Below are 14,885 nucleotides of genomic sequence, written 5' to 3'. Positions count from 1 at the left end.
CCTTGATGTCTGAACACGATGTACGTCTGCAACAGCTGCAAACCTGGCTCGCCGAGCAACTGCCTATCCTCTTCGCCGCTCGCGAATGGGGCGCTGTGCCTGAGGCTGAACTCACTCCTGCCAGCAGTGACGCCAGTTTTCGCCGCTATTTTCGCTGGCAGGCCGGTGAGCGCAGCCTGATTCTGATGGATGCGCCGCCGCCGCAGGAAAACTGCGAGCCCTTCGTGCGTATCGCGGCTCTGCTGGCCAGCGCCGGCGTGCATGTGCCGCAGGTGCTGGCTGCCGATCTCGAGCGGGGCTTCCTGATGCTCGATGATCTGGGCCGCCAGACCTACCTGGATGTAATCAACGAAGACAATGCCGACGATCTGTTCGCCGTAGCCATCGACGCCCTGCTGCTGCAGCAGCGCTTGCCGCTCGACAGCCATCTGCCGCATTACGATGACGCCCTGCTGCGGCGCGAGGTGCAGTTGTTCCCCGAATGGTACGTACAACGTCACCTGAGCCGCCGCTTTACCGCCGAGCAGGAGGCCGCCTGGCTGCGCGTCAGTCAGCTGTTGATCGACAGCGCCCTGGCCCAGCCCAAGGTGGTGGTGCATCGCGATTTCATGCCGCGCAACCTGATGCAGAGCACGCCCAATCCCGGCGTGCTGGATTTTCAGGATGCCGTCAACGGCCCGGTCACCTACGACATCACCTGCCTGTTCAAGGATGCCTTCCTCAGTTGGCCTGAGGCGCGCGTGCAGGCCTGGCTGCATGACTATTGGCAGCGTGCCAGGGCGGCGGGCATTCCGGTGCAGGCCTCGTTCGACGACTTTCTGCGTGCCAGCGACCTGATGGGCGTGCAGCGTCACCTCAAGGTCATCGGCATCTTTGCACGTATCTGTCATCGCGATGGCAAGCCCAAGTACCTCGGCGACGTGCCACGTTTCTTCACTTATATAAGGACTGTGCTGGCGCGTCGTCCTGAATTGGCCGAGTTGGGCGAGCTGTTCACCAGCTTGGGAATCGATGAAGGAACCTTTGCATGAAGGCGATGATCCTCGCGGCGGGCAAGGGCGAGCGCATGCGGCCGCTGACCCTGCATACGCCCAAGCCGCTGGTAAAAGCAGCGGGTGTGCCGTTGATCGAATACCACATCCGTGCCCTGGCTGCTGCGGGGTTTACCGAACTGGTGATCAACCACGCCTGGCTCGGTCAGCAGATCGAGGATTACCTCGGCGATGGTTCACGCTTCGGTGTGCGGATCGTCTATTCCGCCGAAGGTGAGCCGCTGGAAACCGGCGGCGGCATCTTCAAGGCGCTGCCGTTGTTGGGTGACGAGCCATGTTTGGTGGTCAATGGCGATGTGTTCACGGATTACGACTTTGCTGCCCTGCGCAAACCGCTCGCGGGTTTGGCCCATCTGGTGCTGGTGAATAATCCGGCGCATCACCCGCAGGGTGACTTCGTGCTGGCGGCTGGCCGGGTGCATGACGGTGAGGCGACAAGTGAGCGGATGACGTACAGCGGGCTCGCCGTGTTACACCCGCGTCTATTCGCCTCTTCTCGGCCTGGTGCTTTCAAGCTGGCACCGCTGTTGCGTGAGGCGATGACGGCCGGGCAGGTCAGTGGCGAGCACTACGCCGGCTGCTGGGTCGACGTCGGTACGCACGAGCGTCTGGCCGAAGTCGAGCGCTTGCTGCAGGAGGCGCGCTAGGTGCTCTGGCCGGCAACACTGCTCGGTGCTGCGGCTGGGCTCGCCCTGGCCAGCATCCCGGGTGCTCTGCTGGGCGGTCTGCTCGGGCAGGTGCTGGATCGCCGTCTGCGCCTGCAGGGCTGGGATAATCTGCGTGAGCGTCTGGGCGGTCGTGCGGCACCCACGGATGACGATTTGTTGTTTCTGATGCTGGGGCGTCTGGCCAAGAGTGATGGTCGGGTGGTGCAGAGTCATATCCAGCAGGCGCGCTCGGAAATGCAGCGACTTGGGCTGGACGCTGCAGCTCAGCGCCGCGCCATCGAGGCGTTTGCTCGGGGCAAGACCGGGCGTGACAACCTGCGTGCGCCACTGCAGCGCCAGCGCCAGCGCGGCGATGCGCTGTTGCGCGCCTGCTGGCGCATGGCCTGGGTCGATGGGCAGGTGTCGCCCGGCGAGCATGAGTTGATTCGGCTCTGGGGCAAGTGGCTCGGTTGGGACAGCGAGCGCCTGGAGAGCCTCAGTGCAGAGTATGCGCCGCGCCGTAGCCAGCAACCGACGCCGGCGGGCGGCAGTTACCAGGAGGCGCTGCGGCTGCTGGGCGTCAATGAAGGCAGTGAGCCCGAGCAGATCAAGCGCGCCTACCGGCGTCTGCTGAGCCGCCATCACCCGGACAAACTGGCCGGCTCTGGCGCTTCGCCTGAGCGTATTCGTGAAGCGACCGACACCACGCGTCAACTGCATCAGGCCTATGCGTTGATTCGTCAGCGCCGGGGTATCCGCTAGGGCTAGCTGCCGGTGGCGTTGGCATGCTTTTCTAGCCAGCCCCGCAGGCGGCGGTAGAGTTGTTCGTGCTGCACGTTCAGATTGCCCGGCAGAGCTTTCATCGCTACCTGAATGTAGTTGGGCAGTTTGGCCCGCTTGCTGGCCTGCAGGCGCTTGAGTGCGGCCGTGCGGTCAGTGGCTTGATCCTTGTAGAAGAAGTCGCCGGTTGCCGTGGGCAGTTGTGCAACCAGTTCATCCAGTGGCGGGTCGAAGCCGGTCGGCAGTTCGGCCGCCACCATCAGCAGGTTCTTCACGTTGTCCGGCTGGCGTTCGTTCAGGTAGCGCGCGGCCCAGTAAGCGCCACTGCCATGACCGAGCAGGACGATTGCCTTGGCCTGCTGCTGGTTGGCGAAGGCGATGGCGGCATCGATGCGTGCCATGACCCGCTCGGCATGCGCCAGACGCCTTTGCTCTGGGCTGATCGTGCCGCTGTCGGCTGGTTGTGTAGCCTCGTCTACGGTCGTTTCGGGCGCGCTTTCGTCGGCAGGAGGGCTCTCGGTAGCGGTGCTGTCGTCTGGTGATGTCACTGTTGCTGTGGCAGCTGTGCGTGGAGGCAGCGGGTCACCGTCCGGGTCTGGCAGGGTCAGGCTCAGGCTGTGCCAGCCGGCGTCGGGCAGTTTGCGCCGCAGCGGGCCGATAGCTGCAGCGCCATCGGCGTTTTCCACATCGCCGGGCAGCAGGATCACTGCTCCATTGGGTTCGCCGACATTGGCAGGCAGCCACAGGGCGAGAAAACTTTCGGCGCCGGCCTGCAGCATCTGCTGTTCACGTTTGTCCAGACGGTGCTCCAGCGTCTGCGCCTCGCTGACGCTGCGTTCGGGCAACAGCGGGCGTTCGCTCGCTGCGGGGGCGTCGGCGCTATCAGCCGGCGCATTCTCGGTCGGCTCCTCGGCCCAGGCCACGGAACAGGAGAGCAGGCAGAAACCGAGCAGTGCTAGTGAATGAAGGCGCATCGATGAGGCTCCTGATCGTCTGCTATAGAGCCTAATGCCGGGCTCCGCTTTTGTCAGGCGATTGGCGCAAGACTGGAGTAAGGTAGGGGGCCGCGTCACCGGATTCGCCGTGTATGAATTCCCTTCTTCGTTCCCTCGTCCTGCTGCTGATGCTGGCTGTTTCCACCGCCTGGGCCGAGAGCGCGCGCATGCCACTGCGCCCGGCGTTCGATGCCGCGCAACGTGCCTGGCTCAGTGAACATCCGGTTTTGCGCGTAGGCCTGATCCAGCAGGCACCCTGGGTGCAGCGCGGGCAGAACCGGCAACTGACGGGCGCCAATGTCGAGTTGATGCAGCGCCTGCTCGAGGGGATGGGCGTGGCGCCGGACTGGCGTCTTTATCCAAACCTGCAAGCGCTGGAGCAGGCGGCGCGTGCCGGTGAGATCGACCTGGCGCCCGGCCTGCAGCAAACACCGGCAGGTCTGCGCATCTGGCACTATTCCATGCCTTATCTGCGTGTGCCGCACCTGGTGGTTGGCGAACGTAACGGCAGCGGCGCAGTGGACCTCGACCAGTTACCGCTGGAACAGGTCGTCGCCCTGCGTTCACCCAGCCAGGCCGTTGAATACCTGGAAAGTACCCACAGCAATCTGCGCCTGCGCACGACACCGTCGGAGCGTGCTGCCTTGCTGCTGGTACTGAATCAGGACGTCAGTTACGCGGTGCTCGACGAGGCAAGTCTCAGCCTGTTGCTGCGCGAATCGCGTTTCGCCAGCCTGAGTATCGTTGGCGATATTGGTTTGCCGCAGTTGCTGCGCCTGGCCACGCGTCGTGATCAGCCGTTGCTGGCCGGCATCGTCGACCTGACCCTGCAGGCGTTGCCTGCGCGCGAGCTGGATGAGCTGCGCGAAACCTGGATGCCGCTGCGTTATCCGCAATCCACCGACTTCGTCGGCTTCTGGAAGACCCTTGCGCTGTTTCTCGCACTGTTGTTGTTGGTTGGCGCCACCGCGCTCTATCGCCAGCGTCAGCAGACGCGCACGCTCGAGCGCGGGCTGCTGGGCGCGCGCAGTGAGCTGGATCGTCACCAGCAGGCGGCCGAGGCATTGCGCCTGAGCCAGTTCTCCATCGACCACAGCACGGTCGGCATCCTCTGGGTCAACTGGGACAGCCACCTGCGCTATGCCAACCGCGCCGCCGAACGCATGCTCGGTTACGCCCCCGGTGAGCTGGTGGACAAGCCATTGAGTCAGCTGGAGCCCGGTCTGCATATGGACCGCTGGCTCAACCTGTGGAAGCGCGTGCGCGAGCAGGCCGAGGGCTCACCCAGCTTCGAGGTGGACTGTCTGCGTGCCGATGGCAGTCGCATGCCGGCGGATGTTTCCCTGAGTTTCCTGCGTTATCGCCAGGCCGAGTACCTGGTGGTGTTTCTCAGCGACGTCACCGAGCGCCGCCGAGCGCGTGCGGCGCTGGAGGAAAGCGAGGCACGCTTCAAGGGCATTGCTGGCAATGTGCCGGGCCTGGTGTTTCGTCTGGAGCGCGCCGGACCTGGAGCGGCGGTCAATTTCGCCTACATCAGCGAGGCCAGTCAGGACATGGTCGGCTGGCCGGCGCACGAGCTGCAGCGTGATGAACGGGGTATTCGCAGCCTGGTGCACCCGCAGGATCTGAGCAGCTACCTGAACAGTCAGACGCTGGCGCTGGAAAGCGAGAGTGACTGGTACTGGCAGGGGCGCATCCTCACCGCCGAGCAGGAGGTGCTGTGGGCCGATATCCGCACCACTGCTCGGCCGCTGGGCAATGGCCGGGTGGTGTGGGACGGCATCCTCTGGGATATCACCGAGAACAAGCTGGCCGAGTTGGCGCTGGCCGATTCGCGGGCGCGCCTGCGCCAGTTGTCGGCGCATCTGGAAAGCGTGCGCGAGGAGGAGAAGGCGCGCATCGCCCGCGAAGTACATGACGAGCTGGGTCAGGTGCTGACCGTGCTCAAGCTGGAAACGGCGATGTGCGAGCTGGTCTGCGCCGGGCAGATTCCCGAGCTGGACGAGCGCCTGACCAGCATGAAGCGCCTGATCGCCCAGTTGTTCCAGTTGGTGCGTGATGTGGCCACGGCGCTGCGCCCACCGATTCTCGATGCCGGCATTGCCTCGGCCATCGAATGGCAGGTACGCCGTTTCGAGGAGCGCACGCAGATTCCCTGTCTGGTCGAAGTGCCGGAGCATCTGCCACGCCTGCCCGACGCGCAGGCCATCGGCCTGTTCCGCATCCTCCAGGAGGCGCTGACCAACGTTATGCGCCATGCCGGCGCGCACAGCGTCGAGGTGCGCCTGTGGCTGGAGGACAGTGCCTTGTGTCTGTCGGTGGTCGACGATGGCAAGGGTTTCGATCCGACGCTGCGCAAGCCCGGGCAGTCGTTCGGCCTGGTTGGCATGCAGGAACGCATGCTCATGCTCGGTGGCCAGTTGCAGATTGACAGCCGGCCGGGCGAGGGCACTACCCTGTGTGCGCGCATCAATCTGGAAGAGGAGGTCGCAGCGTGATTCGGGTACTGGTAGCCGAAGACCACACCATCGTGCGGGAAGGCATCAAGCAACTGATCGGCATGGCCCGCGACCTCGAAGTGGCGGGTGAAGCCTGCAATGGTGAACAGTTGATCGAAGTGCTGCGGCGCACGCCTTGCGACGTGGTGCTGCTGGATATCTCCATGCCGGGCGTCAACGGCCTCGAGGCCATCCCGCGCATCCGCGCGCTGAGCGAGGCTCCGGCGATTCTGGTGCTGTCGATGCACGACGAAGCGCAGATGGCGGCCCGTGCGCTCAAGGCTGGCGCTGCCGGCTACGCGACCAAGGACAGCGACCCGGCGCTGCTGATCACCGCCATTCGCAAGGTGGCCAGCGGTGGGCGTTATATCGACCCGGCATTGGCCGACCGCATGGTCTTCGAGGTCGGCCTGACCGATTCGCGTCCGCCCCATGCGCAACTGTCCGAGCGCGAGTTTTCGGTGTTCGAGCGTCTGGTACGCGGCGAAGGCGTCAATGACATCGCCCAGCACCTGGCCATCAGCAACAAGACCGTGAGCACGCACAAGGCGCGCCTGATGCAGAAGCTCGGCGCTCATTCGATGGCCGATCTGGTGCGCTATGCGATGGAGCACCGTTTGGTCTGATCGGGTGCTTCGTCGGAGCGGCTGGGCGGCACTCCGCTTCAGCCGCGATGAATCGTCCGCCAGAGCTTCGCGGCTGAAGCCGCTCCCACGGTTTTCATGCGCTGTATAACCGATGCGATCACTCGGAATTTGTAGGGCAATCCCTACGCAAGAATTTCCTCGCGCCTGATATCAGCTTGTCATCCTGCCCGATTTTTCACCCGGTCTTGTCGACCTACTCTTGAGTCATCGGCCTGAGACAAGAACAAGGGTGTGGTGTGATGGCAAACGATGTACTGGTGAGCTTCCGTGGCGTACAGAAGAGCTATGACGGCGAAACGCTGATCGTCAAAGACCTCAACCTGGATATCCGCAAGGGTGAATTTCTGACCCTGCTCGGCCCGTCCGGTTCCGGCAAGACCACCAGCCTGATGATGCTGGCCGGTTTCGAGACGCCGACCGCTGGTGAGATCCTCCTCGATGGCCGCTCGCTGAACAAACTGCCGCCGCACAAACGCGACATCGGCATGGTGTTCCAGAACTACGCGCTGTTCCCGCACATGACCGTGGCGGAGAACTTGGCTTTCCCGCTGAGCGTGCGCGGCATGTCGCGCACCGATATCAGCGAGCGGGTCAAACGCGCCCTGTCCATGGTGCAGCTCGACAGCTTCCGCAACCGTTATCCGGGCCAGCTTTCCGGTGGCCAGCAGCAGCGTGTAGCGTTGGCCCGTGCGCTGGTGTTCGAGCCGCAACTGGTGCTGATGGACGAACCGCTCGGCGCGCTGGACAAGCAACTGCGCGAGCACATGCAGATGGAAATCAAGCACCTGCACCATAGCCTGGGCGTGACCGTGGTCTACGTGACCCACGACCAGGGCGAGGCGCTGACCATGTCCGACCGCGTGGCTGTATTCCATCAGGGCGAGATCCAGCAGATCGCCCCGCCGCGTGAACTCTACGAAGCGCCGCACAACACCTTCGTCGCCCAGTTCATCGGTGAGAACAATCGTCTGGCTGGCGAGCTGGTCAGCCGCGATGGCGAGCAGTGCGTGGTGCGCCTGGCGCGGGGTGAAGAAGTGCGCGCCACGGCGGTCAACGTCGGCGCTGTCGGTGAGGCGGTGAGCCTGTCGATCCGCCCCGAGCGCATTCGTCTCAACGGCCACAGCGAGGCCTGCCCGAACCGTTTCTCCGGGCGTATCGCCGAGTTCATCTACCTGGGCGACCACGTGCGTATCCGCATGGAGGTCTGCGGCAAATCCGATTTCTACGTCAAGCAACCCGTGGCCGAGCTCGATCCGGCGCTGACGGTTGGTGACCTGGTTCCGCTCGGCTGGTCTGTCGAGCATGTCCGCGCGCTGGATCCACTCCACATCGAGTGAGCCTTTCGCGCAGTGCTTCACCTTTACCCCGTAACACAGAGGAGCTGATAAGAATGACGAAATCCCTGAAGCTCGCGGCATTGGCCCTGGGCGTTAGCTGTGCCATGCCGGCACTGGCGGTGGATCTGACGGCGGTATCCTTCGGCGGCGCGAACAAGGCGGCGCAGGTCAAGGCGTTCTACGAACCCTTCGAGAAGGAAACCGGTAACAAGGTGCTGGGCGGCGAATACAACGGCGAAATGGCCAAGGTCAAAGCCATGGTCGACACCCGCAGCGTGAGCTGGGATCTGGTGGAAGTGGAGTCGCCGGAACTGGCCCGTGGTTGCGATGAAGGCCTGTTCGAGGAGCTCGATCCGGCGCAGTTCGGCGATGAGTCCAACTTCATCGACGGCGCCATCCAGCCGTGCGGTGTGGGCTTCTTCGTGTGGTCCACGGTACTGGCCTACAACGCCGACAAACTCAGCGCGGCGCCGACCAGCTGGGCCGATTTCTGGGACGTGGCGAAATTCCCCGGTAAGCGCGGCCTGCGCAAGGGCGCCAAGTACACCCTGGAATTCGCCCTGATGGCCGACGGCGTGCCGGTCAAGGACGTGTACGAGGTGCTGGCCACCAAGGAAGGCCAGGATCGCGCGTTCAAGAAACTCGACGAACTCAAGCCGAACATCCAGTGGTGGGAAGCTGGCGCGCAGCCGCCGCAGTACCTCGCCTCCGGCGACGTGGTGATGAGCTCGGCCTACAACGGGCGTATCGCCGCGGTGCAGGGCGAGAGCAACCTGCAGGTGGTGTGGAACGGCGGCATCTACGACTTCGACTCCTGGGCCATTCCGCGTGGCGCGAAGAATACCGAGCTGGCCAAGCAGTTCATCGCCTTCTCGGTTACGCCTGAAGCGCAGAAGACCTACTCCGAGAACATCGCCTACGGCCCGGCCAACAAGCAGGCCATCGAGCTGCTGGCGCCGGAGCGTCTGAGCCTGATGCCGACCACCCCGGAAAACATCGCCAACCAGGTGGCCATCGACGTGACCTTCTGGGCTGACTACGGCGAGCAGCTGGAGCAGCGTTTCAACGCCTGGGCGGCCCGTTAACCCGTGCGTCGCGCGGCGACGCCTTCCTCGTCCCCTTCTCCTGCGGGAGAAGGTGGCGCATAGCGCCGGATGAGGGGGCGGAGCTGCCCAATCGATGTTTGTCGTATCCCCGAATTTCTGCCGCCAGATGCGGCCTTAGCTTGCGGAGTTGTCCATGGCCGCCGTACTGCCTGCCAATGATTTGCCCGGGCCAAGCCTGAAGCAGCGACTGGCCCGTGCCGAGCGTTTCAATCGCCTGAAGTCCAAGGCACTGATCCTGCCGCTGTTGCTGTTTCTCCTGCTGACCTTCCTGCTGCCTATCGGCGCGCTGCTGATGCGCAGTGTGGATAACCCGGAGGTGGTCGGCAGTCTGCCGCGCACCGTCGAGGCGATTGCTGCCTGGGATGGCCGTGGCCTGCCGGACGAGGCGGTGTACCGGGCGATTGCCAGCGATATGCTCGAAGCTCGGCGCAATCAGAGCCTGGGCGATCTGTCCAAGCGCCTGAACATGGAACTGGCGGGCTTCCGCAGTCTGGTCAGCGCCACCGCACGCAAGCTGCCGCTGCGCGAGGAGCCGGCGTCCTACCAGGAAACCTTCCTCGACATGGACGAGCGTTGGGGTGACCCCGCCTACTGGCAGGTGATCCGCCGCAATGCTTCGTCGGTCACGCCTTATTACCTGCTGGCCGCGCTCGATCACCGCATCGACGACCTCGGCGAACTGGCCCAGGCCACGCCGGATCAGGCCATCTACCTGGACATCTTCGCCCGCACCTTCTGGATGAGCCTGGTGATCACCGCCATCTGTCTGGTGCTGGCTTATCCGCTGGCTTACCTGCTGGCCAACCTGCCGACGCGGCAGGGCAACCTGCTGATGATTCTGGTGCTGCTGCCGTTCTGGACGTCGATTCTGGTGCGTGTCGCCGCCTGGATCGTGCTGCTGCAGTCCGGAGGGTTGATCAACAGCGCGCTGATCTCGCTGGGCATCATCGAGCAACCGCTGCAATTGGTGTTCAACCGCAGCGGTGTGTACGTGGCCATGGTCCATATCATGCTGCCGTTCATGATCCTGCCGATCTACAGCGTGATGAAGGGTATCTCGCCCAGTTACATGCGCGCGGCGGTGTCGCTCGGCTGCCATCCGTTCGCCAGTTTCTGGCGGGTGTACTTCCCGCAGACCCTGGCTGGTGTCGGCGCCGGTTGCCTGCTGGTGTTCATCCTGTCGATTGGCTACTACATCACCCCGGCGCTGCTGGGCAGCCCGAACGATCAGATGATCAGCTACTTCGTCGCCTTCTACACCAACACCACCATCAACTGGGGCATGGCCACGGCCCTTGGCGGCCTGCTGCTGGCCGCGACACTGGTGCTGTACGTGGTGTACAGCTGGCTGGTCGGCGCCAGCAAACTGCGGCTTGGTTAAAAGCGGCCATAGAACACGCCTGCGTAGCAGGTCATCTGATGACCCTCTCCCGCTTGCGGGAGAGGGTGCCCGAAGGGCGGGAGAGGGCGGCTGTTTACCAAACCCTCTCCCCCAGCCCCTCTCCCGCAAGCGGTAGAGGGGAGCTAAAAGCTAAATGGAGTCACAGCCATGCTCAGCCCCTATATGTCACCCATCGAGCGCCTCTGGTACTACGGCCTGCGCATTCTCTGCGGCCTGGTGCTGCTGTTTCTGATCCTGCCGGTACTGGTGATCGTGCCGCTGTCGTTCAACTCCGGCACTTTTCTGGTCTACCCGCTGCAGGGCTTCTCGCTGCGCTGGTACGAGGACTTCTTCATGTCCGCCGACTGGATGCGCTCGCTGAAAAACAGCCTGATCATCGCCCCGGCCGCGACGCTGCTGGCGATGGTCTTCGGCACCCTGGCGGCCATCGGCCTGACCCGTGGCGAGTTCCGTGGCAAGGCGCTGGTGATGAGCCTGCTGATCTCGCCGATGATCGTGCCGGTGGTAATCATCGGTGTCGCCAGCTACCTCTTCTTCGCGCCGCTGGGCATGGGTAACAGCTACCTGTCGCTGATCCTGGTGCATGCCGTGCTCGGCGTGCCGTTCGTCATCATCACCGTGTCGGCGACGCTGCAGGGCTTCAACCACAACCTGGTGCGCGCCGCCGCCAGCCTTGGCGCCTCGCCGCTGACGGCGTTTCGCCGGGTGACCCTGCCGCTGATTGCGCCGGGGGTGATCTCCGGCGCGCTGTTCGCCTTCGCCACTTCGTTCGATGAAGTGGTGGTGACCCTGTTCCTCGCCGGCCCCGAGCAGGCCACCCTGCCACGGCAGATGTTCAGCGGCATCCGCGAAAACTTGTCGCCGACCATCGCCGCCGCCGCGACCCTGCTGATCGGCTTCTCCGTCCTGCTGCTGCTGACCCTGGAATGGCTGCGTGGGCGTAGCGAGAAGCTGCGTACCTCCACGCCGGAATAAATCGCTGCGCCTGCATTCAAAAGGCCTCGCCTGGGAAACCGGCGAGGCCTTTTGCTATGAGGCGAATTGGCGCGCCTGACTCAGTGGCGCTGCCAGCAACCGTTTCAACCGGTACAATGCGCGCCACCGTGATCCAGCACTACGAACCGTTTGCGATCTGCTGCGCGTCGGCCAGGCGTCGTTAAAAACAGGCTCGGAATGCTCATTTACACGCGTAAACTCCGCTTCCTCGCCTGTTTTTGCCTAGCCCGGCTCTAGCTCGCGAGATCCCAAATCGGTTCTCAGAGGTGCGCCATGCAACCCTTCGCCATCGCCCCGTCGATCCTTTCCGCCGACTTCGCCCGCCTGGGTGAGGAAGTGGACAACGTACTCGCCGCCGGTGCGGACATCGTCCATTTCGATGTCATGGACAACCACTACGTGCCCAACCTGACCATCGGCCCGATGGTCTGCGCGGCGCTGCGCAAGTACGGCATCACTGCGCCCATCGACGCGCATCTGATGGTCAAACCGGTGGATCGCATCATCGGCGACTTCATCGAGGCTGGCGCTTCGTACATCACCTTCCATCCGGAAGCCTCCGAGCACGTCGACCGCTCGCTGCAACTGATCAAGGCGGGCGGCGCCAAGGCAGGCCTGGTGTTCAACCCGGCCACTCCGCTGGACGTGCTCAAGTACGTGATGGACAAGGTCGACATGATCCTCTTGATGAGCGTCAACCCCGGCTTTGGCGGGCAGAAGTTCATCCCCGGCACCCTCGACAAGCTGCGTGAAGCGCGTGCGCTGATCGACGCCAGCGGTCGCGAGATCCGCCTGGAGATCGACGGCGGCGTCAACGTGCAGAACATCCGCGAGATCGCCGAGGCGGGCGCCGACACCTTCGTCGCCGGCTCGGCGATCTTCAACCAGCCGGACTACAAGGCCGTGATCGACGCCATGCGCGCCGAGCTGGCCCTGGTGCGTGGATGAAACCGCTGCGCGCGCTGTGCAGCGGCGAGCTGCCGCGCCTGGTGATGTTCGACCTGGACGGCACGCTGATCGACTCGGTGCCTGACCTGGCCGCAGCGGTCGATCGCATGCTGGTCGAGCTGGGACGCCCGCCGGCGGGTGTGGAGCAGGTTCGCGAATGGGTTGGCAATGGCGCGCGGGTGCTGGTGCGCCGCGCCCTGGCCGGTGGCTTGGATCACACGGTAGTGGGTGAGGCCGAGACGGAAGAGGCGCTGGCGCGCTTTCTCGATATCTATGCCGACTGCCATGACCTGACCGTGCTCTATCCCGGTGTGCACGAGCTGCTTGAGGCGCTCAGCACTGCAGCCGTGGAGCTCGCCGTGGTGACCAACAAGCCGGAGCGTTTCGTCGCGCCGCTGCTGGAGCAGGTGGGGCTCGGCGGTTATTTCCGCTGGATCATCGGCGGCGATACCCTGCCGCAGCAAAAGCCCGACCCGGCAGCGCTGCTGCAGGTGATGCGTCTGGCTGGCGTCGAGGCATCGCAGTCGCTGTTCATCGGCGACTCGCGCAATGATGTGCTGGCGGCCCGTGCAGCCGGCGTGCCTTGTGTGGCGGTGAGCTACGGCTACAACCACGGTCGGCCGGTGGCCGAGGAAGAGCCGCAGCTTGTGGTCGATAGCCTCGCCGAGCTGCTGTAGCGGCATTGGGTTGCTTGCGTCGAGCGGCTGCGCTACCTTGGCCGCTCGTTATTTCCCCTCTTCGAGATGCTCCCGTGGCGGTCACCTGCAAACTCTGGATGAAAGTCATCAAGGCCCTGGCCCGTTGGCGCTGGCGCGCCTGACATTTCCTGCCGCTGCGTGCGGCCCGTTTGCATCTGACTGATTTTTCACGCCACGAGGCTGATCATGATCCACGAAGAATTCCTGCGTTTAGCCGCTGAAGGCTACAACCGCATTCCGCTTGCCTGCGAAACCATCGCCGACTTCGACACGCCGCTGTCGATTTACCTGAAGCTGGCCGACGCGCCCAACTCCTACCTGCTCGAATCCGTGCAGGGCGGTGAGAAATGGGGCCGCTACTCGATCATTGGTCTGCCGGCGCGCACCGTGCTGCGCGTTCACGGCCACGAGGTGGTGATCACCACCGACGGCGTCGAAGTCGAGCGCCACCAATGTGCCGACCCGTTGGCCTTCGTCGAGCAGTTCAAGGCGCGCTACAAGGTGCCGACCATCGCCGGCTTGCCGCGCTTTAATGGCGGCCTGGTCGGTTACTTCGCTTACGACAGCGTGCGTTACGTCGAGCCCAAGCTGGCCGCCGGGGTGAACCCCGATGCGCTGGGCACACCGGATATCCTGCTCAACGTCTCCGATGCCGTGGTGGTGTTCGATAACCTGGCCGGCAAGATGATCGCTATCGTCCTGGCCGACCCGGCCGAGGCCGATGCCTTCGCCCGTGGTCAGCAGCAGTTGCAGGACATCCTGCACAAGCTGCGTCAGCCGTTCACCCCACGCCTGGGCGTGGACCTGAACAAGCCGGCGGGCGCCGAGCCGGCGTTCCGCTCCAGCTTCAGCCGCGAGGATTACGAGCGGGCGGTGGATTCGATCAAGGATTACATCCTGGCCGGTGACTGCATGCAGGTGGTGATTTCCCAGCGCATGTCGATCCCCTTTAAGGCCGCGCCCATCGATCTGTACCGCGCGCTGCGCTGCATCAACCCGACGCCGTACATGTACTTCTTCAACTTCGGCGATTTCCACGTGGTCGGCTCGTCGCCGGAAGTGCTGGTGCGTGTCGAGGACAACCTGGTCACCGTGCGGCCCATCGCCGGCACCCGCCCGCGCGGCGCCACCGAGGAACAGGACCTGGCGCTGGAGCAGGATCTGCTGGCCGATGCCAAGGAAGTTGCCGAGCACCTGATGCTGATCGACCTGGGCCGTAACGACACTGGCCGCGTCTCGGAAGTTGGCTCGGTGAAACTGACCGAGAAGATGGTCATCGAGCGCTATTCCAACGTCATGCACATCGTCTCCAACGTCACCGGCGAGCTGAAACAGGGCCTGAACTCGATGGACGCCCTGCGCGCCATTCTGCCGGCTGGCACGCTGTCCGGTGCGCCGAAGATCCGCGCCATGGAAATCATCGACGAGCTGGAACCGGTCAAACGCGGCGTCTACGGCGGTGCGGTCGGTTACTACGCCTGGAACGGCAATATGGACACGGCGATTGCCATTCGTACCGCTGTGATCAAGGACGGCGAGCTGCATGTGCAAGCTGGTGCCGGCATCGTCGCCGACTCGGTACCCGCGCTGGAGTGGGAAGAAACCCTCAACAAGCGCCGCGCCATGTTCAAGGCCGTGGCCTTGGCGGAGCAGGGTTCGCTCTGATCGCAGCGAATAACAAGAAGGGCAGCTCAGGCTGCCCTTCTTGCTTTCGATTTCCTGGTATCGCTGCGCTCAACGCCAGGCTACCTCGGCCACTGTAGCCTGGGTGGAGCGCAG

Annotated in this window: 13 protein-coding genes; 12 read left to right on the top strand and 1 reads right to left on the bottom strand. The window is 63.9% G+C overall.

The features are described 5' to 3' along the window. Positions 1-5: 5 nt before the first annotated feature. From J7655_RS18750 to J7655_RS18740, 3 genes are read left to right on the top strand one after another with little or no spacing between them, the layout of a single operon-like run. Positions 6-1,031 carry an aminoglycoside phosphotransferase family protein gene (locus J7655_RS18750; protein WP_230925705.1) on the top strand — a complete coding sequence of 342 codons (1,026 nt, stop codon included), beginning with the start codon at positions 6-8 and terminating at the stop codon, positions 1,029-1,031. Further along, positions 1,028-1,699 (top strand): N-acetylmuramate alpha-1-phosphate uridylyltransferase MurU, encoded by a 672-nt coding sequence (gene murU / locus J7655_RS18745; RefSeq protein ID WP_230925704.1) that lies wholly within the window; start codon positions 1,028-1,030, stop codon positions 1,697-1,699. Before J7655_RS18750 ends, murU begins: the two co-directional genes overlap by 4 nt. Beyond that, entirely contained in the window at positions 1,700-2,461 is a 762-nt protein-coding gene (locus tag J7655_RS18740) for a TerB family tellurite resistance protein (protein WP_230925703.1), read from the top strand. Positions 2,462-2,463: 2 nt separating this feature from the next. Here the strand turns inward: J7655_RS18740 and J7655_RS18735 are convergent, their stop codons facing one another. Then, a complete protein-coding gene (locus J7655_RS18735; RefSeq protein WP_230925702.1) occupies positions 2,464-3,453 on the bottom strand; it encodes an alpha/beta hydrolase family protein in 990 nt (329 codons plus the stop codon). 113 nt (positions 3,454-3,566) lie between these two features. Here J7655_RS18735 and J7655_RS18730 point away from each other — a divergent pair, with 113 nt between their 5' ends. The 9 genes from J7655_RS18730 to trpE all read left to right on the top strand — a co-directional run bounded on the left by J7655_RS18730 (position 3,567) and on the right by trpE (position 14,771). After that, the gene (locus J7655_RS18730; protein ID WP_420850896.1) at positions 3,567-5,972 is read left to right on the top strand and encodes a PAS domain-containing sensor histidine kinase; all 2,406 of its coding nucleotides are present in this window, start codon (positions 3,567-3,569) and stop codon (positions 5,970-5,972) included. Further along, positions 5,969-6,598, top strand: coding sequence for a response regulator (locus tag J7655_RS18725; protein ID WP_230925701.1), 630 nt, complete (start codon positions 5,969-5,971; stop codon positions 6,596-6,598). The genes J7655_RS18730 and J7655_RS18725 overlap by 4 nt, the downstream gene beginning before the upstream one ends. A 260-nt stretch (positions 6,599-6,858) precedes the next feature. Continuing rightward, positions 6,859-7,956, top strand: coding sequence for an ABC transporter ATP-binding protein (locus J7655_RS18720; RefSeq protein ID WP_230925700.1), 1,098 nt, complete (start codon positions 6,859-6,861; stop codon positions 7,954-7,956). Positions 7,957-8,009: 53 nt separating this feature from the next. After that, the gene (locus J7655_RS18715) at positions 8,010-9,041 is read left to right on the top strand and encodes an ABC transporter substrate-binding protein (protein WP_230925699.1); all 1,032 of its coding nucleotides are present in this window, start codon (positions 8,010-8,012) and stop codon (positions 9,039-9,041) included. Positions 9,042-9,195: 154 nt separating this feature from the next. Further along, positions 9,196-10,443, top strand: a complete 1,248-nt coding sequence (locus tag J7655_RS18710) for an ABC transporter permease (protein ID WP_230925698.1) — start codon at positions 9,196-9,198, stop codon at positions 10,441-10,443. A 168-nt stretch (positions 10,444-10,611) separates the two neighbouring features. Then, positions 10,612-11,439, top strand: a complete 828-nt coding sequence (locus J7655_RS18705) for an ABC transporter permease (RefSeq protein ID WP_230925697.1) — start codon at positions 10,612-10,614, stop codon at positions 11,437-11,439. 294 nt (positions 11,440-11,733) lie between these two features. Then, a complete protein-coding gene (rpe, locus tag J7655_RS18700; RefSeq protein ID WP_075750042.1) occupies positions 11,734-12,408 on the top strand; it encodes a ribulose-phosphate 3-epimerase in 675 nt (224 codons plus the stop codon). Next, positions 12,405-13,085: a phosphoglycolate phosphatase gene (locus J7655_RS18695; protein ID WP_338052677.1), complete on the top strand. Its 681-nt coding sequence runs from the start codon at positions 12,405-12,407 to the stop codon at positions 13,083-13,085. The genes rpe and J7655_RS18695 overlap by 4 nt, the downstream gene beginning before the upstream one ends. 207 nt (positions 13,086-13,292) lie before the next feature. Beyond that, positions 13,293-14,771 (top strand): anthranilate synthase component I, encoded by a 1,479-nt coding sequence (trpE, locus tag J7655_RS18690; protein WP_230925696.1) that lies wholly within the window; start codon positions 13,293-13,295, stop codon positions 14,769-14,771. The last annotated feature ends 114 nt before the right edge of the window (positions 14,772-14,885 follow it).

The organism is Pseudomonas wenzhouensis (genome assembly GCF_021029445.1).
GTDB lineage: Bacteria > Pseudomonadota > Gammaproteobacteria > Pseudomonadales > Pseudomonadaceae > Aquipseudomonas > Aquipseudomonas wenzhouensis.
Note: the sequence above shows the minus strand (reverse complement) of the source record. Positions and strands in the feature narration are given on the sequence as shown.